Source organism: Kitasatospora sp. NPDC127060 (genome assembly GCF_042724935.1).
Lineage (GTDB): Bacteria > Actinomycetota > Actinomycetes > Streptomycetales > Streptomycetaceae > Kitasatospora.
This window is the reverse complement of the sequence record NZ_JBHXEG010000020.1, coordinates 84,209-110,030: the sequence shown is the minus strand read 5'-3', so window position 1 is coordinate 110,030 and position 25,822 is coordinate 84,209. Positions and strand designations below refer to the sequence as shown.

At 73.3% G+C, this 25,822-nt stretch carries 18 protein-coding genes; 12 read left to right on the top strand and 6 right to left on the bottom strand.

The window, feature by feature from the left end:
- Window positions 1-198 precede the first annotated feature (198 nt).
- Window positions 199-813 carry a hypothetical protein gene (locus tag ACFWIS_RS14500; protein WP_380452816.1) on the top strand — a complete coding sequence of 205 codons (615 nt, stop codon included), beginning with the start codon at window positions 199-201 and terminating at the stop codon, window positions 811-813.
- A gap of 15 nt (window positions 814-828) precedes the next feature.
- On the opposite strand, the gene ACFWIS_RS14495 is transcribed toward ACFWIS_RS14500, so the two are convergent.
- Window positions 829-1,428, bottom strand: a complete 600-nt coding sequence (locus ACFWIS_RS14495; RefSeq protein ID WP_380452814.1) for a cation transporter — start codon at window positions 1,426-1,428, stop codon at window positions 829-831.
- A gap of 40 nt (window positions 1,429-1,468) precedes the next feature.
- Complete coding sequence (locus tag ACFWIS_RS14490) at window positions 1,469-3,829, bottom strand: glycoside hydrolase family 65 protein (RefSeq protein ID WP_380452812.1); 2,361 nt, start codon at window positions 3,827-3,829, stop codon at window positions 1,469-1,471.
- Window positions 3,830-4,050: 221 nt separating this feature from the next.
- On the opposite strand from ACFWIS_RS14490, the gene ACFWIS_RS14485 reads away from it, so the two are divergent.
- From ACFWIS_RS14485 to ACFWIS_RS14460, 6 genes are all read left to right on the top strand, one after another.
- Window positions 4,051-6,774 (top strand): GNAT family N-acetyltransferase, encoded by a 2,724-nt coding sequence (locus tag ACFWIS_RS14485; protein ID WP_380452810.1) that lies wholly within the window; start codon window positions 4,051-4,053, stop codon window positions 6,772-6,774.
- 6 nt (window positions 6,775-6,780) lie between these two features.
- Window positions 6,781-7,467 carry a CBS domain-containing protein gene (locus tag ACFWIS_RS14480; protein WP_380452808.1) on the top strand — a complete coding sequence of 229 codons (687 nt, stop codon included), beginning with the start codon at window positions 6,781-6,783 and terminating at the stop codon, window positions 7,465-7,467.
- A 55-nt stretch (window positions 7,468-7,522) separates the two neighbouring features.
- Window positions 7,523-7,651: a hypothetical protein gene (locus ACFWIS_RS14475; protein WP_380452806.1), complete on the top strand. Its 129-nt coding sequence runs from the start codon at window positions 7,523-7,525 to the stop codon at window positions 7,649-7,651.
- Between the two features lie 69 nt (window positions 7,652-7,720).
- Entirely contained in the window at window positions 7,721-8,398 is a 678-nt protein-coding gene (locus ACFWIS_RS14470; RefSeq protein ID WP_380452804.1) for a response regulator, read from the top strand.
- A 113-nt stretch (window positions 8,399-8,511) separates the two neighbouring features.
- A complete protein-coding gene (locus ACFWIS_RS14465; protein WP_380452802.1) occupies window positions 8,512-8,808 on the top strand; it encodes an SHOCT domain-containing protein in 297 nt (98 codons plus the stop codon).
- A 21-nt stretch (window positions 8,809-8,829) separates the two neighbouring features.
- Window positions 8,830-9,807, top strand: a complete 978-nt coding sequence (locus ACFWIS_RS14460; protein WP_380452800.1) for an Acg family FMN-binding oxidoreductase — start codon at window positions 8,830-8,832, stop codon at window positions 9,805-9,807.
- Between the two features lie 3 nt (window positions 9,808-9,810).
- Here the strand turns inward: ACFWIS_RS14460 and ACFWIS_RS14455 are convergent, their stop codons facing one another.
- Window positions 9,811-11,541, bottom strand: a complete 1,731-nt coding sequence (locus ACFWIS_RS14455) for a GAF domain-containing protein (RefSeq protein ID WP_380452798.1) — start codon at window positions 11,539-11,541, stop codon at window positions 9,811-9,813.
- 198 nt (window positions 11,542-11,739) lie between these two features.
- Between ACFWIS_RS14455 and ACFWIS_RS14450 the strand changes: the two genes are divergently transcribed.
- On the top strand, window positions 11,740-12,783 hold the full coding sequence (locus tag ACFWIS_RS14450; protein WP_380452796.1) for an alcohol dehydrogenase catalytic domain-containing protein: 1,044 nt from the start codon (window positions 11,740-11,742) through the stop codon (window positions 12,781-12,783).
- A 27-nt stretch (window positions 12,784-12,810) separates the two neighbouring features.
- On the top strand, window positions 12,811-13,464 hold the full coding sequence (locus ACFWIS_RS14445; protein WP_380452794.1) for a helix-turn-helix domain-containing protein: 654 nt from the start codon (window positions 12,811-12,813) through the stop codon (window positions 13,462-13,464).
- Between the two features lie 193 nt (window positions 13,465-13,657).
- Here the strand turns inward: ACFWIS_RS14445 and ACFWIS_RS14440 are convergent, their stop codons facing one another.
- Window positions 13,658-13,885: a hypothetical protein gene (locus ACFWIS_RS14440; protein ID WP_380452792.1), complete on the bottom strand. Its 228-nt coding sequence runs from the start codon at window positions 13,883-13,885 to the stop codon at window positions 13,658-13,660.
- A gap of 501 nt (window positions 13,886-14,386) precedes the next feature.
- On the opposite strand from ACFWIS_RS14440, the gene ACFWIS_RS14435 reads away from it, so the two are divergent.
- From ACFWIS_RS14435 to ACFWIS_RS14425, 3 genes are all read left to right on the top strand, one after another.
- Window positions 14,387-14,590 (top strand): cold-shock protein, encoded by a 204-nt coding sequence (locus tag ACFWIS_RS14435; RefSeq protein WP_030918248.1) that lies wholly within the window; start codon window positions 14,387-14,389, stop codon window positions 14,588-14,590.
- A gap of 340 nt (window positions 14,591-14,930) precedes the next feature.
- Window positions 14,931-16,466: a DEAD/DEAH box helicase gene (locus ACFWIS_RS14430; protein ID WP_380452790.1), complete on the top strand. Its 1,536-nt coding sequence runs from the start codon at window positions 14,931-14,933 to the stop codon at window positions 16,464-16,466.
- Between the two features lie 195 nt (window positions 16,467-16,661).
- On the top strand, window positions 16,662-17,042 hold the full coding sequence (locus tag ACFWIS_RS14425) for a CBS domain-containing protein (protein WP_380452788.1): 381 nt from the start codon (window positions 16,662-16,664) through the stop codon (window positions 17,040-17,042).
- 138 nt (window positions 17,043-17,180) lie between these two features.
- On the opposite strand, the gene ACFWIS_RS14420 is transcribed toward ACFWIS_RS14425, so the two are convergent.
- On the bottom strand, window positions 17,181-18,059 hold the full coding sequence (locus ACFWIS_RS14420) for a thioesterase II family protein (RefSeq protein ID WP_380452786.1): 879 nt from the start codon (window positions 18,057-18,059) through the stop codon (window positions 17,181-17,183).
- On the bottom strand, window positions 18,056-25,816 hold the full coding sequence (locus ACFWIS_RS14415; protein ID WP_380452784.1) for an SDR family NAD(P)-dependent oxidoreductase: 7,761 nt from the start codon (window positions 25,814-25,816) through the stop codon (window positions 18,056-18,058). The genes ACFWIS_RS14420 and ACFWIS_RS14415 overlap by 4 nt, the downstream gene beginning before the upstream one ends.
- Window positions 25,817-25,822: the final 6 nt, after the last annotated feature.

Here is a 25,822-nt window from a genome sequence, read left to right as displayed (position 1 = left end):
TTTCATACCGTCCTCCCGGGATCGGGGCCGGGGCCTTGCCCCGGCCGTTCGTACCTCCATGGCACCACCGGACGAGGGCCCTGGCAGGGGCCGGACGGACCCGGCTGCCGGGCCCGTCCGGCCCTCGGGGAGCCGCGGCAGGCTCGGAAGACTGATCGGTGGGAGCAGAAGCGACCCCCGGCACCGAGGAGGCGCGTCATGTCCGCCGCAGCCGCCACACACAGGCACCCCGCCTCGCGCACCTCCCTGCGCGGGCACGTCCGCCGGGCCACCGGCCGGGACCACAATCCGCTCTGCCGCCCGCTCGACCAGGCGTACAGCCGCCTGGTGGCCGGACTGGCGGTGGCCATGCTGGCCACCCTGGTCACGGCCGTGGTCGCGGCCCTGCTCGTCTACCGGGTGGAGACCCACACGGCGCAGCAGACCGCGCGGCACCAGCACATCGTCACCGCCGTCACCACGGGCGCGGCGCTGCCGGGTACTTCGCGTACCGGAGTGCGGGAGTACGCCCCGGCCGGCTGGACCTACCCGGTCGGGCCCGGCACCGGGAGCGTGCCCGTACCGGAGGGCACCCTCGCCGGGACGCCCGTCCGGGTCAGCCTGAACGATGCCGGGAACCCCGTCGGCGGGCCCAGGCCGACCGACCTGATCGTCACGGACGCCGTCCTGGCCGGCCTCGGCACGGTGATCGTGCTCGGCTTCGGCGCGGAGGGCGCCGCCGCGGTGCGCCGCCGCGTGCTGGACCGGCGGGCGGAGCGGGGCTGGGAGGCCTCCTGGGAGCAGGTGGAGCCGCGCTGGTCCGGGCGCCGGTGACGGCGGCCGGCTGGTTCAGTGGTCGCCGAAGAAGATCTCGCGGACCTCGCGGGCGGCGTAGTAGACGAGGACGTAGCCGGCCGCGGGGTCCGCCCACCACCAGCCGAGGGTGCTGTTGAGGACCAGGCCGAGCAGGACCGCCGCGGCGAGCAGGCCGTCGATGAGGGTGACCCGGCCCTCGGCCCTGAGGACGGCGTTGTCCAGGGCGGCGCCGGTGCGCGCCTTGCCACGGGCGAGGGCGAACATGACGGCGGCGGTGACGGCCGTCCAGGCGATGCCGAGGGGGGAGTGGTGCGGGTGGAACCCGCTGACCAGGACGGTCGTGGACTGCGCGAGCAGGTAGAGCCCGAGCAGCGCGAAGCCGGCCCCGATCAGTCTCAGCGCCCGCCGCTGCCGTTCCTCGCCGCTGCCGGACAGCTCCCAGAGCACGACGGTGGAGGCGCCGATCTCGATCAGGGAGTCCAGGCCGAAGCCGGCCAGCGCGACCGAGCGGGCGTCGATCGCGGCGACCGTGAGGACCACGACGCCGATCACGTTCCAGCCCAGTGTCGTGTACTCGAGGGCGAATCCCCGGCGGAGCAGGGCGTGGCGGAGGCTCTGGTTGATGTCGGTCACGGCCGGATTCTTCCAGAGCCGGACACTGCCGCCGAGGGCGTCAGAGGTGGAAGCGCCGGGACTCTCCGGGGCGGATCGTCGCCTCGGCTCCGCGCAGGCGGATGCGGACCGGTTCCTGGCGGTCCTGGCGCAGGCCGACCGTGACGGTCCGGCGGTCGACGGTGATCGTGAGGCCCCAGTGGCCGCGGTAGCGAAGGTCCAGCTCCAGCCGGCCGAGCGCGGAGGGGAGGTGGGGGTCGAGCCAGAGGGCGTCCTCGCGGACCTCCAGGCCGGTGTAGCAGCGCTGCAGCAGGTCGACCGCGCCCGCCATCGCGCCCAGGTGGACGCCCTCGGAGGTGGTTCCGTGCTGGCTGTCCCGCAGGTCCGCGACCAGGGTGTCGCGGAAGTGGCGCCAGGAGGCGCGGCGGTCGGAGCGGGTGAGCACCCAGGCGTGCACCACCGAGCTGAGCGTGGAGCCGTGGACGGTGCGCCGGAGGTAGTAGGCGGTGGTGCGGCGGAGCAGTTCGTGGTGCGCCGGGTATCCGAGACGGCGCAGCAGGTCGCGGACCTCGCGGGCGGAGAACAGGTACCAGAGCATCAGCGCGTCGGCCTGTTTGGAGACCTTGTAGCGGTTGACCGTGTCCCCTTCGGCCTCCAGGATGCGGTCCAGTCGGCGCAGGTCGGGGTAGCGGCGTCGGCGGGCCTCCCAGTCGAGCTCGGTGAGCCGCTCGTAGCCGTCGAACTGGCTCAACACGCCCTCGTGGAAGGGGACGTGGAGGTGGCGGCTGACGTCCTGCCAGCGGTCGAGCTCCGCGTCGTCGAGGGCCAGGCGCTCGCGCAGCTCGTCCCGTCGGTAGCCGGGCAGGACCTCCAGGGCGTCCTGGGCGCGGGCCAGCACCCAGGACGCCAGTACGTTGGTGTACGCGTTGTCGTCCAGGCCCGGCCGGTTCGCCCACGGGTAGGCGTCGTGGTACTCGTCGGGGCCGAGCACCCCGCGGATCGACCAGCGTTCCCGGGCCCGGTCGTACGTGGCGGCGGAGGACCAGAAGCGGGCGATCTCCAGCAGTGTCTCGGCGCCCGCCGAGGCGAGGAAGCCCCGGTCGTCGGTGGCCTGGTAGTACTGCCAGATGTTGTACGCGACGGCGGAGCCCACGTGCCGCTGGAGGTGGCTGTGGTCGGGGAGCCAGCGGCCGGACAGCGGGTTGAGGTGCAACTGCTGCGACTCCTCACGGCCGTCGCTCGCGCTCTGCCACGGGTACATCGCCCCTCGCAGGCCTACCTCCCGGGCCTGGCGGCGGGCGACGTCGAGGCGGCGGTGGCGGTAGCGGAGCACAGCGCGGGCCAGCTCCGGGAAGCGCAGGTTGAGCAGCCGCAGGACGAACAGCTCGTCCCAGAAGACGTGTCCCCGGTACGCCTCGCCGTGCAGCCCGCGGGCCGGGATGCCGACGTCCAGGTCGACGGAGTGCTCGGAGTAGGTCTGGAGCAGGTGGAACAGGTTCAGGTGCAGCGGGCCGAGGCCGTCGAAGTCGGCCTCGATCCGGCAGCGGCGCCACAACTCGTCCCAGCGTAGGGCGTGTTCGGCCAGCAGCTGCTCGAAGTCGCCCGCCTCGGCGGCGAGGAGACGGCAGGCGCGCAGTGGGGTCTCGATCGACCGGTCGCGGGAGGTGTAGACCGCCACGGTCTTCTCCACCGTGACCGGCCGGCCGCGTTCGGCGTCCAGGGTCAGGACATGGGCCGCCCAACCCGGGCGGCCCTCGGTCGACACCTTCGTCGGGTCGCCGCTCGTCCGGGCGCAAAGCGCGATCCGCAGAGGCGAGTTGGCGGCGGACGCCTCCAGCCACAGCAGCCCGTCCTCGTCCACTCCCTGACCGGCCGGTCGGAGGTGGTGCTCGGTCAGCCCCCGGTAGCGGGCGACGCCGCTGTTGGTGACGCAGCCGTCCAGGCCCGAGCGGACCTCCAGCGGCCCGGACCAGTTCTCCGGAGTGAACGTGCTCTCCAGCGCGAGCAGGTGCGGCTGGGCCTGGCTGGCGAGGCGGCGCTGCACCAGCCCGGTCCGCCGGCCCAGCCCGTCGACCACCAGCGCCCTGCGGGTCAGTACGCCCCGGCGCAGATCCAGTTCCAGGGTCTGTTCGGCCGCAGGGCCGGTGAACCAGGCGCCGCCGGGCGGGCGGAAGGTCAGCGGCAGCCAGTTCGGGCTGTTGACCAGGTCCTCGTTGGAGACGGTGAGGCCCGCGACGGTCGACTCCGCCCGGTCGTAGCAGCCGGCCAGGTACGTCCCCGGGTAGTGGACGCCGTCCGCGACGGACTCCGGCGCGGCCCCCCGACTGACCAGGTAGCCGTTGCCGACGGCGCACAGCGCCTCGCGCAGCCCCTCCCCACCGGGGTCGTAGCCCTGGTAGCGGAGCGTCCACGGGTCCGGCATGTCGGGATACCCCGCCGGCGGGTCTGGTGCCACGAGGTGACCTCCGTGCCGAACGGCCTCCCTCCAGTCTGCGCACGGCGCCGCCGAGCCGCTCGCCGCCCGTCCGCGCACTGCTCCGCGCCGGGCTGACCGGCGTGCCGGGCGGGGCCGGTCGGCCCTCGTGGCGAGCGGCGCCGGCGCGGAGGATGGAGGGGTAGAACGGCGACGGCCGAGGAGGCGCCATGTCCACCGTCCACCCGCCGCACACCACTGCGGATGCCCTGTTGGCCGATGGCACCACGGTGGAGCTCCGGCCGCTCGGGCCGGGCGACCACCAAGCGGTGCTCGACCTGCACGGTGCCGGGATGTCCGAGGAGAGCCGCCGGATGCGCTTCTTCGGGGTGAGCCGCAACGCGCCGAAGCAAACCGCCGACCGGCTGTGCGGGTCGCCGCAGACCGGCCTGCTGGCGCTCGGTGCCTGGGTCGGGGAGGAACTGGTCGGCGAGACGGACTGCGAGCTGCTGGACGAGCCCCCGGAGACCGCGGAGCTGGCCCTCGCGGTGGCCGACCGCTGGCACCACCGGGGCGTCGCGACCCTGCTGCTGGAACACCTGGTGCACGCCGCCCGGGCCGCCGGAATCCGCTACTTCGAGGCCGACACGCTGTTCGGCAACCGGGCGGTCCACCGGGTCTTCGCCGACCTCGGGCTACCCGTTCAGCGCCGCTACACCCAGGGCGAGGTCAGGATCCGGGTGCCGCTGGACGAGGGTGACGAGCGCTACCGCTCGGCAGTGGAGGAGCGCGGACGCCGGGCCGACATCGCGAGCATGGCAACCCTGATGCGCCCCGCCTCGGTCGCGGTGGTCGGGGCGTCCAGACGGTCGGGCTCGGTCGGGCGGACCGTTCTCGGGAAGATCCGGCACGGTGGCTTCGCGGGTGCGGTCTGGGCGGTGAACCCGCACGCGGACGAGATCGACGGCGAGCCCGCGTACCCGTCCGTCCGTGCGCTGCCCGCCGTGCCGGACCTCGCCGTGCTGGCCGTGCCGGCGGGAGCCGTCCCCGGGGCGGCCCAGGAGTGCGGTGCCGCCGGGGTGCGGGCGCTGGTGGTGCTCACCTCCGGGCTCGGGGCGGAGGAGGCCCGTGGGCTGATGAGGGCCTGTCGCCGGCACAGCATGCGCCTGGTCGGGCCGAACAGCCTGGGCCTGGCCCAGACCGATCCCGCCGTCCGCTTGGACGCCGAGTTCGGTGGCGCCTTCCCCAGGCCCGGCAGCGCCGGGGTCGCGGTGCAGAGCGGCGGCGTGGGGATCGCCCTGCTGCAGCGGCTGGCCTGGCTGGGCATCGGGGTGTCGAGCTTCGTCTCGCTCGGCGACAAGTACGACGTCAGCGGCAACGACCTGCTCCAGTGGTGGGAGGCGGACGGCCGCACCGACCTCGCGCTGCTCCACCTGGAGTCCTTCGGCAGCCCGCGTGCCTTCGCCCGGACCGCCCGCCGCGTCACCCGTACCATCCCGGTGCTCACTGTCGACGCCGGGCGCTCCACCGCCGGCCGTCGGGGCGCCGCCTCGCACACCGCGGCCGCCGCCACCCCCACCGTCACCCGGGAGGCACTGTTCCGGCAGGCCGGCATCACGGCGACCCGCAGCATCGAGGAGCTGGTCGAGGCCGCCGCCCTGTTGCACGCCCAGCCGCTGCCCGCCCCGCGGGGCGCGGTCGCCGTGGTGTCCAACGCGGGCGGCATCGGCATCCTGGCCGCGGACGCCTGCGTCGAGGCCGGGCTGGTGCTGCCGGAACTCCCGGCCGAGCTGGGGAAGCTGCTCCCGCCGGGCGCCTCCGTCCGCAACCCGGTGGACACCACAGCGGCGGTGACTCCCATCGAACTCACCAACTTCCTAAGGGCGTTGGAGCGCGAGGTGGCCATCGACGCGATCCTGGTGTGCCTGGTGCCGATGGCGCTGGGCAGCACCCCCGACCGTGACCCGGTACACGCCCTGCTGGAGGGCCCGGCCCGGCGCCGCGTCCCGATCGCCGCCGTGCTGCTGGACCAGCAGGTCCCCGTCCGCTACCGCACCTGCGCCGACGGCGGCATGCTCCCGGCCTACTCCGACACCCTTGCCGCCGCCCGCGCCCTCGCCCACGCCCGGGAGCGTGCCCGCCGGCTCGCCGAGCCGCCCGCCGAGCCCGCCGATGCACCGGATTGCGACCCGCGCAGCGCCCGCAGCCTGGTCGACGGCTACCTGACCGCCCACCCCGAGGGCGGCTGGCTCGACCCGCTCTCCACCGCCGACCTGCTGGAGGCGTACGGCCTGCCGCTGACCACCTCGGTGTGGGCCCGCGACGAACACGCGGCGTCCGTCGCCGCGGCCGGCCTGCGCGGGCTCGGGCACGAGGGGAAGGTGGCCCTGAAGGCCTACTGGCCGGGACAGGTGCACAAGAGCGCCGCCGGCGCCGTCCGCACCGGCCTGGGCGCGGATGCCGAAGTACGTTCCGCCTACCGGGAGTTCACCCGTCGATTCGGTGCCGAACTGGCCGGAGCGGTGGTCCAGCCGATGGCCGCACCCGGCGTGGAGCTGCTCGCGGGTGTCGTCCAGGACCAGGTCTTCGGCCCGCTGGTCGTCCTCGGCCTCGGCGGGACCGCCGCCGACGTGCTGGCCGACCGGGTAGCCCGGCTCGCCCCGCTGAGCGAGCGCGACCTGACCACCATGGTCACCGAACTGCGCAGCGCACCCCTGCTGTTGGGCAATGGAGGAGAGCCTCCCGTCGACCTCGCCGCCGTACGCTCCGTCCTCACCCGGCTGTCCCGGCTGGCCGACGACTTCCCCGAGCTCGTCGAGGCCGATCTCAATCCCGTCATCGTCCGCGCCGACGGCGCGCTCTGCGTGGACGCCCGGGTCCGCCTCGAACGCCGGCCGTCCTTCGACCCCTACCTGCGGCGGCTGCGGCGCCCGGCGGCCGCCGAAGCGGAGTGAACCGCCATGAAGCACAGCATCCTCGACGGCACGGAGGCCGACACCTTCCCCGCCTCCGAACCCGTACGGTCACCCGGCCGCACGGCGGTCCGCGACTGCATGGGCGGGCCCGGCGTCGCCGTCACCCCCGGCACCGACTTCGCCACCGTCGCCGCCGTACTGAGCGCCTCCCGGCGGGGCATCGTGCCGGTCGTGTCCGACGACGGCACCGTGACCGGGGTGATCGCCGCGTCCGACCTGCTCGCCGCCTACGCCGAGGAGGACCCCGAGCAGGAACTGCCCGCCCGCCACCTGATGGCCACCCCGGTGGTCACCGTCACCGAGGACACGAGCGTCACCGAGGCGGCGGCCCTGCTCACCGAACACGCCCTGCACCACCTGCCGGTGGTGGACGCCGACGGCCGGCTGGCGGGTCTGCTCTCCACCCACGACCTGCTCGACGCCCTGCGCCGCGAGGACGAGGCCATCCGCTCCGAGGCCCTCGCCCTCGCCCTCACGCCCGGCAGCGGAGTCGTTCCCGGCTCCCTGCACGTCCGCTGCGAACGCGGCCTGCTCGCGCTCACCGGCCGCACCCGCACGCGTGGCGACGCCGCCTCCCTGATCCTCCAACTCGCCCGCATCGACGGCCTCAACGGCCTCGCCGACCACCTCACCTGGGACGAGGACGACATCGGTCCGGCGCCCGGCCGCTGACGCCGGCCCCGGGGCCGACGGCCGGGCGGTCCTGGCCGATGAGCACGCACCTGCCGTGATCACGGCCGCCGCAGCCCCGGCCGCTCTTCCGGTGCTCGACCGCACCGGGCACCACCCGGGCCCGGCCACCAGGGCGGTGATCCACGGCGCCCACTGCCCGGTGGCCGTCGTCCCGCGCACCTGACGCGGTGCGCGGCTCGACGGGGACGCGCAGAATCGGTGGTGTCACCGAGCGCACCCCAGGGAGCAGGCCATGGACACGCCCCAGCCCGTACGGGTGTTCCTGCTGGATGACCACGAGGTGGTCCGCAGGGGCGTCCGCGACCTCCTGGAGGCCGAGGCCGACATCGTGGTCGTCGGCGAGGCCGGCAGCTGCGCCCAGGCCCTGGCCCGGGTGCCCGCGCTACGCCCGGACGTCGCCGTGCTCGACGTGCGGCTCCCGGACGGCGACGGTGTGACCGTCTGCCGCGAGCTGCGCGACCGGATGCCCGGTCTGGCCTGCCTGATGCTGACCTCCTTCGACGACGACGACGCCCTGCTCGACGCGATCATGGCCGGAGCGGCTGGTTACGTGCTCAAGCAGGTCAAGGGCGCCGACCTGGTCAGCGCGGTCCGGACGGTGGCCTCCGGCCAGTCCATGCTCGACCCGGCCACCACCCACAAGCTGATGGAGAGCCTGCGCCACCACGAGGAGGACGAGACCGACGCCGCACTCGCCGGGCTCACCCCGCGGGAACGGGAGATCCTTGCACTGGTCGGCGAGGGCAAGACGAACCGCCAGATCGGTCAGGAGCTCTACCTCGCCGAGAAGACCGTGAAGAACCACGTCTCGCGCCTGCTCGCCAAGCTGGGTGTCGAGCGCCGCCTCCAAGCCGCCGTCCTCGCGGCCCACGCCGAACAGCCCGAGCAGCACCACCAGCACCCGCACTGAGCCGCCACGGTCCGAGCGGGCCCGGAGGTAGAGCCGAACGGCCCAAGCGGCACGTCGGTCCCCGGCCGCACGGTGGAGGTGATCGACCTCCCGTCACGACTGAGGAGACGGCGATGATGTACTGGAACGATCACGGCATGAACGGTTGGGGCATCGGCCTGATGACCGTGAGCATGCTGCTCTTCTGGGCGCTCGTCGTCCTCGGCGTGGTCGCCCTGGTCCGGCACCTGGGCCGGACGACCCCGCACGGCCCGGCAGTACCGAGCCCGCCTGCCGCACCACCGTCTCAGCGGCCGACCCCGGAACAGCTGCTCGCCGAACGCCTGGCCCGCGGCGAGATCGACCCGGACGAGTACCGCACTCGTCTGGACACCCTGCGCGGCGGCGGCGATCCGCCCGCCTCCGGCTGACGACGCACTGAGGAGTCGGTCATGTCCACTCTCGCCCTCGACGCCGTCGCGTTGGAGAAGCTCGTCTCCGCGGCGGTGGCCGCACCCTCGATCCACAACAGCCAGCCCTGGCGGTTCCGGCTCCAGCCGGACACCTCGGACCTGGAGGTCCGGGCCGACCGCAGCCGGGCCGTCCCGGCTGCGGACCCGCAGGGCCGGGCCCTGCACATCTCCGTCGGCGCGGCCGTGCTCAACCTGCGGGTCGCCGCCCGCCACCTGGGCTGGGCGCCCGACGTGCGCCTGCTGCCCGATCCGGCCGACCCCGAACTGTTCGCCGCCGTCCGGCTCGACACCCCGGCCGCAGCACCGGCCCCGGGTGCGGAGAAGCTCTACGAGGCGATCTGGCGCCGCCACTCCATCCGCACGCCGTTCACCGGCAAGCCGGTCCCGCCGACCGTCCTCGACGAACTGGCCACCGCCGCGCTCGCCGAGGACGCCGTACTCCTCCTGCCCGGCCACACGGAGACCGCCCGGCTGCTGCACCTCACCGCCGAGGCCGAACGCCGCAACATCACGGACGACGCCCAGCGCACCGAGAGCCGCAACTGGATCCGCACGGGCGAGGCACCGCCCTACGGCATCCCGGTCAGCGCGCTCGGCCCGCAGGACCTGACCGGCCACCTGCCGATGCGCGACTTCTCCGCCATCCACGCCGCCGAGCACCAGGCCCCCGCCCTCTTCGAAGCCGAGCCCCGCATCGCGGTCCTCACCACTGAGCACGACACCCCGCAGGACTGGCTGCGCGCCGGCCTCGCCCTGGAACACGTCCTGCTCGCCGCCACCGTCCAAGGCGTCCGGGCCTCCTTGCTGCACCAGGCCATGGAATGGCCCTACCTGCGCTGGGAAGCCCGTGACCCGCACCAGGGCCCCGGCTACGTGCAGATCCTGCTCCGTCTCGGCTACGGCCCCGAGGGTGCCCCGACACCCCGCCTGGCCCCCGTTGAGGTGACGGACTCCTAGGCCCTAGCCGTCGGGCACGGGGACCCGCCAGACCAGCTCCGTACCGCCCTCAGGGCGGGTACGAGCGGTGAAGGTACCGCCCAGGGCGGTGGCCCGGTCGGCGAGGTTGGCGAGGCCGCTGCGGCGGCCGCCCTCGGGGAGGCCGGCCCCGTCGTCGGCGACCGTCACGGTCAGCTCCTCGCCGGCGGCCACGGTGACCTCCACCGCGTCGGCTCCGGCATGGCGGGCGGCGTTGGACAAGGCCTCCTCCAGGACGGCGACGGCCGCGTCCGCGACATCGGCGGGCACGCCGACGTCGAGCAGGCCGGTCATCCGCAGCGCCGGGGCGAAGCCGAGGGAGCGGGTGGCGCGCTCCACGACCTCGACGACGCGGGTGCGCAGGCCGACCGCGGCAGGGCCGCGCTCGCGCAGGCGCAGGCCGAAGATCGTGGCGCGGATGGTCTTGGCCGTCTCGTCCAGGTCGTCGATCGCCCGCAGGACGCGCTCGGTGGCCTCGGGATGCTCGATGAAGCGGGTCGCGCCTTGCAGCGTCATCCCGGTGGCGAAGAGGCGCTGGATGGCCAGGTCGTGCAGATCGCGGGCGATCCGGTCGCGCTCCTTCAGCAACGCGACCTGCTCGGAGTCCCGGCGCCGCTCCGCGAGTTCCATCGCCACCGCTGCCTGGCCGGCGAAGCCCAGGAGCGGCCCCGACTCGCCCTCCTCGAACAGCGGCGACCCGGCCGCCCTGACCAGCAGCAGCACGCCCCGGATACCGCGCTCGGCGGTGCCCACGGGTACCGCGACGGCCGGGCCCAGACCTTTCCACCGTGGCGGGCCGACGGTGATCCTCGGGTCCTTCTGGACATCGGGGCTGACCACGAGCCCGCCGGTGCGGAAGGCCGCGCCCATGAACGAGCCCTCGACCGGGAGCACCAGACCCCGGTGCTCCCGCTCGTCGAGGCCGACGGCGATCCGCACCTCCAGCTCGCCGGTCTCCGGCAGCGGTACGGCCACGGCGGCGAGGTCGGCGCCGGCGAGCTCGGCCGCGCGGGCGAGCAGCAGGTCCAGCACCTCCTGCTCCGCGCTGCCCGACAGCAGGCTGCTGGTCACGTCCGCACTCGCCTCCAGCCAGCGCTGCCGCCGGCGGGCCCGGTCGTACAGCCGGGCGTTGTCGATCGCCACCCCGGCGGCGACGGCCAGGGTGGCGAGCACCGACTCGTCCTCGGCGTCGAAGTCGCCGCCGCCGCGCTTCTCGGTCAGGTAGAGGTTGCCGAACACCTTGTCCCGGATCCGGATCGGCACCCCCAGGAAGCTCCGCATCGGAGGGTGGCGGGCCGGGAAGCCGTAGGAGGCCGGGTGGTCGGAGATCCGGCTGAGCCGCAGCGGCTCGGGGTGGCGGATCAGCTCGCCGAGGATGCCGTGCCCCGAGGGCAGGTCCCCGATCAGCTTCACCTGATCGTCGGTGACCCCGACCGGGATGAACTGCGACAGCCGCTGGTCCTCGCCGATCACGCCGAGCGCGCCGTACTCGGCGTCCACCAGGGTGACGGCCGCCTCCACGATGTGCTGCAGCGCCTGGGTCAGCTCCAGGTCGCGGCCGACCGCCAGCACCGCCTCCAGCAGGCTGTGCACCCGGTCCCGGGTGCCGCGGGCGGCGTCCAGGCGGGCTTGGAGCTCTTCCAGGAGTTCGTCCAGTCGCAGCTCCGGTACGGGGGCGGCCGTCTCCGATGCGCTGGTCTCCGATGCGCTGCCCAAGGGGATCCTCCGCGGCTCGGCCCCCCGCTGCTCACTTGACCAGGGTAGGCGCGTCTGCCACGGTCCGTCGGGCGCACGAAGGGGCCCATCGGCCCAGTGAGGGCACCCACCGGACCCATTGGCGGCGGCCACGGCCACGGAGAAGGCTGGTAGCGAGCGGAACCGCCCGTTCCGCTCTCGGAGAGGAGTGACCGCAGCATGAAAGCGCTCACCTACCACGGACCCGGCCGCCGCACCTGGGGCGACGTTCCCGACCCGACCGTCCGCGACCCGGAGGACGCCGTCGTCCGGGTGGACGCGGTCACCATCTGCGGCACCGACCTGCACATCCTCAAGGGCGACGTCCCCGAGGTCACCGAAGGCCGCATCCTGGGCCACGAGGCCGTCGGCACCGTCACTGAGACCGGGCCGGGCGTGCGCACCGTCACGGCCGGCGACCGGGTGCTGGTCTCGTGCATCTCCGCCTGCGGGCGCTGCGCCTACTGCCGCGCCGCGGGCTACGGCCAGTGCACCGGCGGTGGCGGCTGGATCCTCGGGCACCTGGTCGACGGCTGCCAGGCCGAGTACGTCCGCACCCCCTTCGCCGACACCTCGCTGTACAAGCTGCCCGACGGCGTCCGGGACGAGGACGCCCTGCTGCTCGCCGACATCCTGCCCACCTCCTACGAGGTCGGCGTCCGCAACGGCCGGGTCGGGCCGGGCGACACCGTCGCGATCGTCGGTGCCGGGCCGATCGGGCTCGCCGCGATCCTCACCGCCCGGCTGTACAGCCCCTCCCGCATCATCGCGATCGACCTCGCGCAGAGCCGCCTGGACGCCGCCGAGCGCTTCGGCGCCGACACGACCCTGACCGTGACCGAGGCCACCGCGGAGGCCGTCCGGGCCCTGAGCCGGGACGGACTCGGCGTGGACGTCGCCGTCGAGGCGGTCGGCGTCCCCGAGTCCTTCGAACTCTGCACCCGCCTGGTGCGCCCCGGCGGCCGGGTGGCCAACGTGGGAGTGCACGGCAAGCCGGCGGTGCTCCACCTGGAGGACCTCTGGATCCGCGACGTCACCATCACCACCGGGCTCGTGGACACCGACAGCACCCCGCTGCTGCTCGACATGCTGGCCGTCGGCCGACTCGACGTCGCCGGGCTGGTCACCCACCGCTTCGGCCTCGACGAGATGCAGGACGCGTACGACGTCTTCGCCGACGCGGCCGGCACCGGGGCGCTCAAGGTCGCGCTCTTCCGGACGTGACCGACCGTGTTCGGAGGAGTCGCCATCATGACCAGTCGTCCCGATCCCGGCGAACTCGCCAGCCGGGTCGCCAGGCGCTGCGACCAACTCGGCATGAGTGAAGGGGCGCTCGCCCACCGGGCCGCCATGTCGCCCGCCTACCTGCGGCAACTCCTGCAGTCAGGACCGGAGCTCGACCCGCCGGGCTTCGTCCGGATGGCCGCCGTGCTCGGGATGACCTGGCCGGAGCTGCTGTCGGGCCGACGCCCCGACGCCCCGCCGGGGCTGGCCGACGCCGACCCGCGCCCCCACCTGTTCCACCTCACCGAGCCGCAGTGCTGGGACCTGCTCGGCACCCACGGCATCGGCCGCATCGGTCTGCCCGGATCCTCGGCGCCCGTCGTGCTCCCGGTCAACTACGTGGTGGACGCCCGGACGATCGCCTACCGCACGGCTCCCCGGGGCCCCGCCGCCCCGGGGGAGGGCTCGCCGGTCTCCTTCGAGGTGGACCACATCGACGACCACCGCAGCCAGGGCTGGAGCGTCCTCATCCTCGGTGAGGCCCACCACGTCGACACCCCGGGCGAAGAAGAGCACCTCTCGTCCCTTCCGGGCGCCACCCCCTGGGCCGGCGGTTTCCGCCCGCTGTGGGTGCGCGTCCGGCCGGACGGAATCACCGGGCGCCGCATCGGCACGGGGTGACCGTTGCACCGTGCCGGCGACCGTCCGGTCAGGCCTCCGCACCGCCTTCACGGTCAGCGAGTCGTCTGACGATCGGGGCGTGGGGCGCCCCCGACTCCATAACGGCCCGCTGTCCGACGGTGTCGTCCGTCGGACAGCGGGCCGGCGTCGTTGACGACCGGGCGGGTTCGGCCGTCTGCCGGGCCGCGCTCGGTCAGAGTTTGAACATGGCGGTGTACGGCGGGGTGATGCGTTCCTGCCGTGATCCGAAGTCGACGAGGACCGCGATGTCGCTGTCGCCCTCGACGCCGATGGCCCGACCGAGGCCGTACCTGTCGTGGGAGACGCGGTCGCCGACGATGAAGTGCTTGCGCGGCGCCTCCACTCGGACCTTGAAGGGGCTGGTGGGCAGGTGGCGGCGGACTGCTGCAGATTTCGTCATCCCCTCCAGTATGCGCCGGAAAGTGCGGGCGCGGGGTCTTTACCGGCGATCGATTTCGGGGGTTGGAATGCGGTGTACGCCGTCCGGGTGTGCCCCCGGAATACCTGACGGGCCCGGTGAGTCGAGTTCTCGGGGTTGCTGAAGCAACGATGGCGCTCCCGGCCGCGGGAAACGCCCTCCTGGGAGACGTCGGCGCCGAGGGGTGCGGATGCGTGCTCAATCGGCTTGGTTTGCAGGTGTGTTGACGGGTCTTGTCGGCTCGGGTCCGGCGCCCTGGGGCGGGCTCTCGCGGAACCGGGGGTGAAATATCCGCCACGGCGGGCCTCGGTCTGCTAGAGTCGCCTTAGTTGCAGTAGTGGTTCCCATGAATTTTGTGTGCGCCTGCTGATGTTTCGCAGGCGTATTTTCTTTTCCCGGCTCTTTTCCGGGTGGGTGCTCATCGCGGCGACTCGAAGCCCGCGCTGTGTGTGCTTCGGACAGCCCCTTGAAGGAGATTTCTTTATGGCTAATGGCACTGTGAAGTGGTTCAACGCGGAGAAGGGCTTCGGCTTCATCGAGCAGGAGGGTGGCGGCCCCGACGTCTTCGCCCACTACTCGAACATCAACGCCAACGGCTTCCGTGAGCTGCTCGAGGGCCAGAAGGTCGAGTTCGACGTCACGCAGGGCCAGAAGGGCCCGCAGGCCGAGAACATTCGTCCGCTGTAGTTCATCTGTCAAGGCACCCGCCTAGCAGCGAGGGGCCCGCACCGAGTACATGCACGGTGCGGGCCCCTCGGCATTGCGCCACGACGCACATCCCCGGCCGTTCAGGCCCCCTGGCTCCGCCGCCGGCGACCATCCCCACGCGAGACGCACAGCGTCGCGTCCGGATCGGCGCCCTGCCGTGACATCCCACAGTTCGAGGATCTCCGGCCTGAGGTGACGTGCCGCACGGTTTCACCGTCCACGCCCCGCTCCCCACACTTCGGCCCGTTGACTTGCGATCTCCTGCCGGCGCCGCGCGCCGCGGAGCCGCCCCGCGACGTGCCGTCCAGGAAGGTTGTCCATGAACTCCTCCAGTCGCTCCTCGTACCGAAACGCCAACTCCCGTTCCCGCGCGGGCTCCCGCTCCGGCGGCAGCTCCTTCTACGGCGACCGGCCTGCCGGCGGCCGGCGCTCCGAGGGTCGGGGCGCGCGTCAGGGGGCTTCCCCGCAGGGGGAGTTCGCGATGCCGGTGAGCACCACCCCGGCGCTGCCGCCCGTCGAAGCGTTCGACGAGCTGGACATGCCGAAGGCACTGCTGTCCGTGCTGACCCGCCAGGGCGTCACCGCGCCGTTCCCGATCCAGGCCGCGACGCTGCCGAACTCGCTGGCCGGCCGCGACGTCCTCGGGCGGGGCCGCACCGGCTCCGGCAAGACCATCGCGTTCGGCCTGGCCGTCCTGGCCCGCACCGCCGGGCGGAGGGCCGAGCCGCGCCGCCCGCTGGCGCTGGTGCTGGTCCCCACCCGTGAGCTCGCGCAACAGGTCACCGAGGCCCTCACCCCCTACGCCCACGCGGTGCGCCTGCGGATGGCGACCGTGGTGGGCGGCATGTCGATCGGCCGCCAGGCTCAGACGCTGAACCGCGGGGCGGACGTCGTGGTGGCCACCCCCGGTCGGCTCAAGGACCTGATCCAGCGCGGCGACTGCCAACTGGACGGCGTCGGCATCACGGTGCTCGACGAGGCCGACCAGATGGCCGACATGGGCTTCCTGCCGCAGGTCACCGAGCTCCTGGAGCAGGTCGCCGAAGGCTGCCAGACGATGCTGTTCTCCGCGACCCTGGACCGCAACGTCGACCGTCTGGTGCGGCGCTTCCTCAAGGACCCGGTCACCCACTCGGTGGACCCCTCCGCAGGAGCCGTCAGCACCATGGAGCACCACGTGCTGCACGTGCAGGCCTTCGACAAGAGCGCCACGATCGCCCACATCGCGTCCCGCGACGGCGGGGTGATCATGTTCATCGACACCAAGCACGGCGCGGACCGTCTGGTGGAGGAGCTGCTCGCGAACGGCGTCAAGGCCGCGGCGCTGCACGGCGGCAAGTCCCAGCCGCAGCGCACCCGCACCCTGGAGCAGTTCCGCACCGGCCAGGTCACCGCGCTGATCGCCACCAACGTCGCCGCCCGGGGCATCCACGTCGACGGTCTGGACCTCGTCGTCAACCTGGACCCGCCGGCCGACCACAAGGACTACCTGCACCGGGGCGGGCGCACCGCCCGGGCCGGTGAGTCCGGCACCGTCGTCACCCTCGTGCTGCCCAACCAGCGCCGCGAGATGGCCCGCATGATGACCACGGCCGCCATCACCCCCATCACCACCAGGGTCAGCTCCGGCGACGAGGACCTGGCCCGCATCACCGGCGCCCGGGTGCCCACCGGCATCCCCACCGTGATCGCCGACCCCGTCGTCGAGCGGCCGCGCCGCAGCTCGTCCACCAGCCGCGGCCGCCGCGGCCGCCCCGCCGCCACCGCCGGCGAGACCCGGGTCGCCTCCAGCCGCGGCAGCCGGGGCTCCTCCGGCCGCCGCCGCGCGCCCCAGCGCGTCGCCCTCGCCGCATAGCACCCGCCAGGCCCGGTGCGCGGTGCGCACCGGGCCCGCGCGGTCCGCCGCCTCGGCGGCAGCGGTTTCCCGCGACGGCCGCCCGCGCGGTTCGTCAGCAGTGCCGAGCCCCGCGCCGGCGGACCGCCACCGGCGTCCCGCCGCCCGTGCCCCGATCACCGCCGGACCCGGCGGGAGAGACGAAGGAGTCAGCCCATGACCATCGCCCTCGAACACCCCGCGACCACCGCCACGGTCGGCGACCTCATGCGACACCCGGAGCTGCAGATCAGCGACGATGTCATGGTCGACACGGCGATGGACATCCTGCAGAGCTCCGGCACCGACCACCTGCTGGTCCGCGACGAGGACGGCCGCTGCGCCGGGCTGCTGACCCGCCTGCAGCTGGCGCCGTTCCAGGCCCGGTCCTGGTACACCGAGCGCACCCCGGTGCGCGACATCGTCTTCGACCGCGAGCCGTTCGCCACCACCGGCATGCCCGCCGCCACCGCGGCCGCTGCCATGCTCGCCCGCGGCCTGGACGCGTGGCCCGTCGTGGACCACGACGGCCACGTCATCGGGCTGCTCAGCTTCTAGGGCGTGTGCGGCGTCGTGCTCGGTCCTCGGGTGCTGCCCCCGCCCTGCTCGGTGCCCCGGGTGGTGGCGCGCCGCCCTCCGGTCCGTCCCTGTGGGAGGTCCGGCGGGACCGGGCTCCCTCCGGACCTCCCACCCGCGTCACCGCGGAGCGCCGAGGTCGGCGATCGGACACTCCCCCGAAGGTGAGCCGGAGCCGCCGATCGGACACACCCACCCCCGCAGGGAGGTGACGAGGTCGACGGTGAGCCGGGAACCGAGCGCCGCGACGTCGTCGAGGGGGTAGGTGTGATCGCCGGGGAAGAGGCGTGGGGTGGCCGGTCGGCTACTGATGTCGTTCCAGCCGGCCAAGGCCTCCGGGGAGATGACGGGATCGTCCTCGCCTCCGTAGAGGGCGAGTTGGGTGTCCAGCGGCGGTCCCTGGTGGGGCGGGAACTGCAGGGCGAGCAGAAGGTCGGCGAGCATCGGGATCCACGTGTTGACCAGTGCCCTGGGGTCGTGGCCGACGTGGTCGGGCAGGCGGCCGAAGAGCTTCTCGATTCCCTCCCGGCCGCCGAGCAGGACATCCGGAGCCCTTGTGGTGAACTCGGGGTGGTGGGGGGCGGCCATGGCGGACAGGGCGAGCAGGGTGGGCGGGCGGTGGCCCTGCCGGATGAGGCACTTGACGGTCTCGTAGGCGACGAGGGCTCCCACGCTGTGGCCGAACACGGCGTACGGGTGGCCGTTGTCGCCCTGACGGATGCGCTCCGCGAGGAGCTGTCCGAGGCGGTGCGGGTCGGTGTGCACCGCCGTGCCGATGGAGCGTCCGCGTCCGGGCAGTTGCAGGGCGTGCAGGCTGACGGTGGTCGGCAGGTGGGCGGTGAAGGACTGGAAGTAGGTGGCGTTCGTTCCCGCGGGCGGCATGCAGTAGAGGCGCAGGAGGTGTCCGTCACCGGTGGCCGGGCTCAGTGCGACGAAGTCGGGTTGGTCGACGGCGGTGGTCAGGCGGGCCGAACTGCTGCCCGCGGCAGGGGTGTTCATGCGTGTTCACTCCGCTCCTGGACGGTGACGGTCTTGGTGGGGTCGGTGTGGCCCGGCTGCCGGAGGCGGTACAGGGCTCGCTTGGCGATGTCCGCTAGGTGGGCGGCGCGCATCAGTTCCAGAGTGGGGATGTCGCAGCCGAGGTGCTGGCGCAGTGCCGTGGAGAGTTCCAGGAACATCAGGGAGTCGATGCCGAGCAGGTCGAGGCGGCTGGTGCGGTCCAGGCGGTCGACGGGGGTGTGCAGGACGGCGGCGGCGAGCTCGGCGACCTCGTCCTCGATCAGGACGATGGCCTCGTCGTCGCTCAGCACGGCCACCTCGCTGCGCAAGGAGGTGGGGCGGTCGGTGCTCACGTGATGCTGTCGGAGCAGTGCGCCGGTCCTGGGTGCCTTGAGAGCGGGCAGGACGCGGCTGATGCTGTCCCAGTCGAAACGGCCCAGTGCGACGACCGGTCCCGTTCGGGTGTCGAGAAGCCGGTCGAGCGCGGTGAGCGCGTCGGTGGCGGCGACGGGGGCCATGCCGTAGGAGGCCATCTCGTCGATGCGTCCGGTGCGGTGGACGTATCCGGCGTCCGCGATGACGCCCCATTGAACGGCGAGGGCGGGGCTGCCGCCTCGGTGGCGGGCTCGGATCAGCGCTTCCATCGCAGCGTTGGCGGCGACATAGGGGGCCTGCTGGATGTTGCCGTCGAGGGCGGCCACCGAACTGTAGGCGAGGAAGACGTCGGGATCGTGCTCTTCGGCGAGAGCGTCGAGTGCGTGGAGTCCGGCGATCTTGGGGGCCAGGATGGTCTCCAGCTGGGTGTCGGTGCAGTCGGTGAAGGGAGCGTCCGCGAGGACCATGGCGGCGTGCACGACACCGCCCAGGCGCCGCTCCCGCAGGGCGGTGCGCACGGGATCGAGTGCGCCGGGCAGCGTGACGTCGGCGCAGTGCACGGTGACCTCGACCTTCATGGCGCGAAGCTCGTCGAGCAGTCTCGCCGCGCCGGGAGTCCGGGCGCCCCGGCGGCCGACGAGATGAAGGTGGCGGGCGCCGCGTGCGGCGAAGTGACGGGCCGTGGCGGCACCGAATCCCGCGAGGCCTCCGGTGATGACGAAGGCGGCGTCGGCGTCGAGCGCGCTCGCCGGCGCGGAGTCGACGACCGGTGGTGGGGCGTCGAAGGTGATGACGATCCTCCCGATGTGCCGGGCGTGGCTCAGCAGGCTGAACGCCTCCCCGAAGCGGTCCGCGGGGAACGTGTGATGGGGCACCGGCATCCAGCGGCCGGTGGTGACGGCTTCGGCCAGCGCGGTGAAGTGGCGCCGGACCACGGGCGCCCGCCGATCGTGCAGGTCCAGCGTGTCCACCTCGAAGAACGAGACGTTGCGGGCCGGCGGCGAAACCGGCAGCGGATCGTCCCGCTCCGCGTCGCGTCGACCGAGTTCGATGAAACGTCCCTGCGGGGCGAGCAGGTGCAGGCTGCGCAGACGGGCTTCGCCGGGCAGGGAGTTGAGGACGACGTCGACGCCGCGGCCGTCGGTCAGGTCCGCGACCTGTTCGGCGAAGTCCAGGGTGCGCGAGTCCAGCACGTGCTCGACGCCCAGCAGGCGCAGCATGCTCCGCTTGGCGGGGGTGCCGGCTGTGGCGATGACGCGCGCGCCGGCGTGCCGCGCGAGTTGCAGGGCGGCCAGCCCGACGCCTCCGGCGGCGGCGTGCACGAGGACGGTGTCGTCCTCGGTGAGGCCCGCGCACTGCTGGAGGGCGTGGTGTGCGGTGAGGAACGCGGTGGGCAGGGTGGCTGCCGCGGTGAACGCCATCGCGTCGGGCAGCGGTACGACGTGATCGCTGGAAGCCAGGACATGGGAGGCCAGAGCGGTGTGGGCCATGGCCGCGACGCGGTCGCCCGGTGCGAGACGGGTGACACCGGGGCCGACCGCGGTGACGGTGCCCGCGCAGTCCAGGCCGAGGCCGAGGAATCCGTGGCGCCGGGCTGCGGGCAGGGGACTGCTGCCGGTCGCGGTGAGCAGGTCGTGGTGGTTCAGCGCCGCGGCCGCGGTACGGATGAGCACCTGTCCTTCGGCCGGGTGGAGCGTGGTGGTGGAGCGCCAGGTGAGGACGGGGTTTCGTCCGGAGGCATCGACCTGCAGTGCGTAGTGGGGTTCGGATCCGGATGCGGCCCCGGTGGCGGGCAGTGTGGTGACCCGGGTGGCGAATCGCCCTCGCGGCGTGAGGACCACCTCGTCGTCGACGACCTCCTCGGGGCCGCCCGTCGCCGCTGCGCTGCCTTGGAGGTGGTGCAGTTCGTGCAGGAGGCGCTTGAACGTGTCGTCGTCGCCGGGCTCGGTCAAGGCGATGCGACGTACGCTCAGCGAGGGGTGTTCGTTCGCCAGACTTCGCGCGGCACCCCACAGGGGGGCGCCGTGGGGCGAGGGCGGCGGGGTGGGTGGCTGCTGGCTGTCGGCGTCGATGATCCAGACACGCAGGTTCCCTTCGCACGACCGCGCGCTCCGGCTCCAGGCCCGGGTGAGGTCACGCAGCGCGGCGAGCTGCCGCACGCCGTGGTCGGTGCGTTGCCGTGGTCCCGTTTCGCCGACCGGTTCGGCGAGGAGGATCACGTCGCTCACCGGTCGGGGTTCCTCGGCCCCGTCTGCCGCAGCGGTCAGTTCGCGGGCCCAGGAGTCCGCACCACCGGCCGCCGCGACGTGGTGGACCCGGCCCTGGGGGCATGCGGTGAGCAGGGCCCTGGTCAGTCGGTGCGCCAACTCGGTGGGGGCGTCGGCGGTAGGCGTGCTCAGCAGCCAGGACCGCTGCATCGCGTGGTCGAGCGCCGTTGCGGCTGCGGAGGCCCGTCGCCCGCCCGAGGCGCCAGGAGGAGTACGGTCCGTCGCCCCGTCGGGGACGGCGCGGGCACGGCGCTCCGCGACGACGAGGGACACGTAGGGCCGGTCGGCGGCGGTGTCGTCGTACTGTCCGGTGGCCGCGAAGCCGCAGTCGGCGAGCAGGTCGGGCCAGCGGTCGTAGGGCACCAGGGGACCGTCGGGCCGGACGTCCTGGTCGGTGGGGAGCCAGAAGGAGTCCAGCAGGCCGAACACCGGAGCCAGGAGTTCGGTGCTGTGCGTCTCCAGGGCGATCAGGTGGCCGCCGTCCGCGAGCAGGGTGGCCATGCCGCGCAGCGCGCGGGAGATGTCACCGGTGGCGTGCAGGACGTTCGAGGCGATGACGAGGTCGTAGGCGCCTGGTTCGAAGCCCTGGGCCACGGGGTCGCTGCCGGCGTCCAGGACCTGGTGGGTGAGGAAGTCGTAGGCGTGGAAGCGCTTCTCGGCGGCGGGGAAGAACGCGGGCGACACGTCGGTGAAGGTGTAGTGGACCCGCTCCGGCGGCAGGTGCGGCAGCAGGGCCGCGGTGGTGGCGCCGGTGCCCGCACCGACTTCCAGGATGCGCAGCGGCCGGTCGGTGGGCCAACCGGCGACGACGCTGCGGATCCACCCGACGAGCGCACGGGTGTGCGGGGCGAAGAAGGCGCTGGCCTCGTAGAACCGTTGGGCGAGGTTGTCGGCGTCGGAGAAGAGGAGCTCCAGGGGGTCGGCGTCACCGGTGAGGACATCGGCGAGGCGGTCCCCGCACACACCGTAGGTGAGGACGGTCACGGACTGGCCGGGACAGTCCTCGAGCAGACGGCTGAAGAGTGCCTCGGGGCGTGGTGCGGCCGTGCTGCTCCAGACGCCGGGCCCGGTGGCGGTGAGGACGCCGGCACTGACGGCCTGGGGCAGCAGGACGTCGAGGAGCCGCGCGTGCTTGGCCTTGACTCCCGCCTCGATGAGGTCGGCCAGGCCGAACGAGGAGTGCTTCGCGGCTGGGAGCAGGTGGCGCACGGCCCGGGCGGTGAAGTGGGCGCAGACTTCGAGCAGGCGTGGCCGCAGCGCGTCGCTGATCCGGTGCAGCCGGCCCAGTCGGGCGTCGTTCTGCCTCCTGACCAGTTCCGGCAGTGACCGCGGGGCGGGCAGCGGGCTCCGGCCGGGCCCGGGTTGGCCGGGTAGGGGTACCGCGCGCAGGACTTCGGTGAGCCGGTCCTGCTCGTCGGCGGTCCCGGTTTCGAAGCGTCGCAGTTCGCAGCCGAGCAGTTCCATGCACACCTCACCGTCGTCGTCGCACACGGCGATGTCCCACAGCCCTTCGGGGCCGGTGGCGCGGGTGACGTGGCTGAAGCCGGAGGAGGGCAGCGTCCGCCAGCTGCGGACGGTGGTGATGCGGGCGGGCAGGAACGGGGCGGGTCGGTCCGCGGTGAACATCAGCGGCAGACAGGTCTGCAGGGCTCCGTCCACCAGCGTGGGGTGGGCGATGACTCCGGGCTCGGGGCGGCTCGACGCGGTGAACTCGTAGTGTCCTACGGTCTCCTCCGCCCCGGTGTGCAGGTGGGTGACGGTCCGGAAGGCCGGCCCGTAGTCGAGAGCGGCCCGACGGGCGGCCGCGTAGTGCTCCGGGGCGGGATGCCGGTTCGGCAGCCGGCGTTTCAGGGCCGCGACGTCCAGAGGGGGGCGCTGGGGGCGCAGCAGGCTCCGCACGCCGGCGCGGACGTGCTCGGTCCAGTCCTGTTCACCCGTGCGGCTTCGAACGGTGAGCCTGCCGTCCTGGGAGAGGTGGGTGGCCAGCTGGACGTCGTCCCCGTCCACGGGGCTCGCGGAGTCGGTGCTCCAGTCGAGGGTCAGGGCCCGGTCGATGGACAGGCCGGTGATTTCGAGTGGTCCGTCGTGTCGGCTCCGTGCGGCGGCCAACGCCATTTCCACGAAGCCGGCGGCGGGCCAGACGACGGCGTCCGCGACCCGGTGGTCCTCCATCCAGGACAGCCGGTCGGCGTCCAGACGGTTCAACCACGCGGCCTCCGGCCCGGCTTGGCGGGATCCGAGCAGGGGGTGGGGACCGGCGGCGTCCTCACCGGGGGCGTCCTCCTGCCACCAGGACGCGTCGCCGTTCCAGTGCCGCTCGCGCTGCCACGCCACCGCCGGCAGGTCGGTCACCGCGCCGGGACGGGGGAAGTGGCTGTCCCAGTCCACCGCCGCCCCGGCGGCGAGTACGTGCAGCACGGTCTGTTGCAGCGCGTCCACGGTGGCGAACGTCCGGGACAGCGTGGGAACGACCACGCCGGGAGCGGGGGTGCCGGCGGTGGCACGCCGCAGATAGGCGGTCAGCACGGGGTGGGGGCCGACCTCGACCAGGACGTCGCAGGCGGCGTCCCCGGCCGTCAGTTCGGTGGCGGCCTGGTGGAAGCGGACGGGGCGGCGGATGTTGGCCCACCAGTACCCCGCGTCCAGGGCCTGCCCTGACTCAAGGCGGCCGGTCACCGAGGAGACCATCGGAATGCGGAAGGACCCGGGGGCCAGGGACTCCAGCGCACGGGCCAACCGGTCACGCACGGGCTCCATGGCTTCGGTGTGGAAGGCGTAGTCGAGGCGCAGGTCCCGGAAGAAGACGCCGTCGGAATCCAGTGCGGCGCCGAGGGCCGCGAGGTCCTCGTGCGGGCCCGCGAGGGTGACGTCCTGGTCGGAGTTGATCGCGGCGATCTCCACGCGGCCGGTCAGCTGAGCCTGCTCGAGCCTCTCCCTGGCGGCGTGTTCGCTCAGGCCCACCGCGGCCATGCCTCCCGAGCCCGCCGTGGCGGCCTGGGCCAGGCTGCGGGCGGCGATGACGCGGCAGGCTTGAGCCCGGGTGAGGCCACCCGCACAGTACGCGGCGGCCACTTCCCCGACGCTGTGTCCCATGACCGCGTGCGGATCGACGCCCCGGGCGGACAAGGCGGCGACCAGGCCCGCCTGCACGGCGAACAGCATCGGCTGCGCGACTTCCGTGCGGTCCCAACGGGAGGCATCGGCGCGGGCCATCTCCTCGAGTACGCTCCAGCCGAGCAGGGGCCCGAGCTCGTCGCTGACGGCTTCGACTTCGCTGGTGAACGCACGGTCCTGGCCGAGGAGTTCGGCCCCCATGCCGGCCCACTGCGATCCGTTCCCGCAGAAGACGAAGCCGATCCGGCCTCCGCTCACCAGACGTTCGGCGGTGGCGGCTTCCTGCCCCCGTGCCGCTTCCTGCCCCCGTGCCGCCCGGGCCAGGACTTCTGCGGCCTGGGCGGGACCGGTCGCGAAGAACGCCATGCCGTGGCGGCGCCGGGTCCGTCGTCGGCACGAGGTGAAGGCGGCGTCGTACAGGGCGTCGGGCCCCTGCGAGGAGTCGGCGGCCATCGCGGTGAAGTACTCCGCCCAGGACTCCAGGGCGGCGGTCAGCGCCTGGGCCGTGTGGGCGGAGACGATGACCGGCACCGGCCGCGCCGCAGCGCCGACGACCGGCGCGTCGGCGTCGCTCGGCGCGGCGACGGCGGTGTCGCTCGGCGCGTCGGCGTCGGCGTCGGTGCCGACAGGCCGGGCCGGTGGCGCCGACAGCACGGGCGGTCCGGCCAGGACGGCGTGTGCGTTGGCACCACCGATACCGAAGGAGTTGATGCCGACCACCACACGGCTGTCGCCGGGAACGGGACGGGCGGCGAGTACCGGCTGCAGACCGAGGCGGTCGAAGTCGATCTTCGGGTTGGGCGGATCGGCGTGCAGAGTCCTCGGTATGGAACGGGACTTGATGACGATCAGCGACTTCAGTACTCCCGCCATCCCGGCCGCCGCTTCCAGGTGCCCGAGGTTGGACTTGATCGAACCGATCGGAAGCGGGGCGTCGGTACGGCGGCTGCCGAGCACCTCACCCAGCGCCGCGCACTCGACGGGGTCGCCGACCAGGGTGCCGGTGCCGTGTGCCTCCACGTAGGACACGTCGCGCGGGTCGATGCCGGCGGCGGCGTACACACGGCGCAGCAGAGCGGCCTGGGTGCGTGAACTCGGCGCGGACAGGCCGACGGTGCGGCCGTCGGAGTTGAGTGCGGTGGCCAGGATGACGGCATGCACCCGGTCGCCGTCGGCGAGGGCGGCGGCCAGGGGTTTCAGGACGAGCATCACGGCACCCTCGGAGCGTACGAAGCCGTCGGCCGCCGCTCCGAAGGGGTGGCAGCGCCCCGTCGGCGAGAGCACTCCGGCCTGCGCGTAGCCGACGAAGGGGCCCGGCGCCAGCATCAGGTTCACGGCGCCCGCCAGGGCGAGCGGGCTGCGGCCGGTGCGCAGGTGCTCGCACGCCTGGTGCAGCGCGGTCAGACCGGAGGAGCAGGCGCTGTCCACGGCGCTGGACGGTCCGGTCAGATCCAGTTCGTACGAGACGCGGTTGGCCGTGGTCGACAGGAGTCCGCCGGTCGTGGTGTAGGGATTGCTCGAACGCAGGCGGCGCGCCTGCAGGTCGGCGTAGTCGTGGTTGGAGACACCGGTGACGACGGCGGTTTCGGTGCCGGCCAAGGCGCGGATGTCGAGGGCGGCGTCGTCGAGGGCTTCGACCGCGCATTCGAGGAGCAGACGCTGCTGCGGATCGATGCGGGAGGCTTCCTTGGGAGTGATGCCGAAGTACGAGGTGTCGAAGCCGGTGATCTCCGGTTCGGGCAGGAAGCCGCCCGCGGTGGAGTCGAACTTGCCCGGCCGTCCCGAACGACGGGCTTGGTGGGCACTGATGTCGAAGCGGTCCGGGGGCATGGTGCCGACCAGGTCGCGTCCTTCGTGCAGGGCCTGCCCGAGCTGGTCCAGGCGGTGGATGCCGCCCGGCAGACGCAGGCCCACCCCGATCACGGCCACCGCGTCAGCGGGCCCCGGGGGACGGTCGACGTCGGAGGACGTGTACGGAGAGGATGGACGGGGTTCAGCCATGGGGTC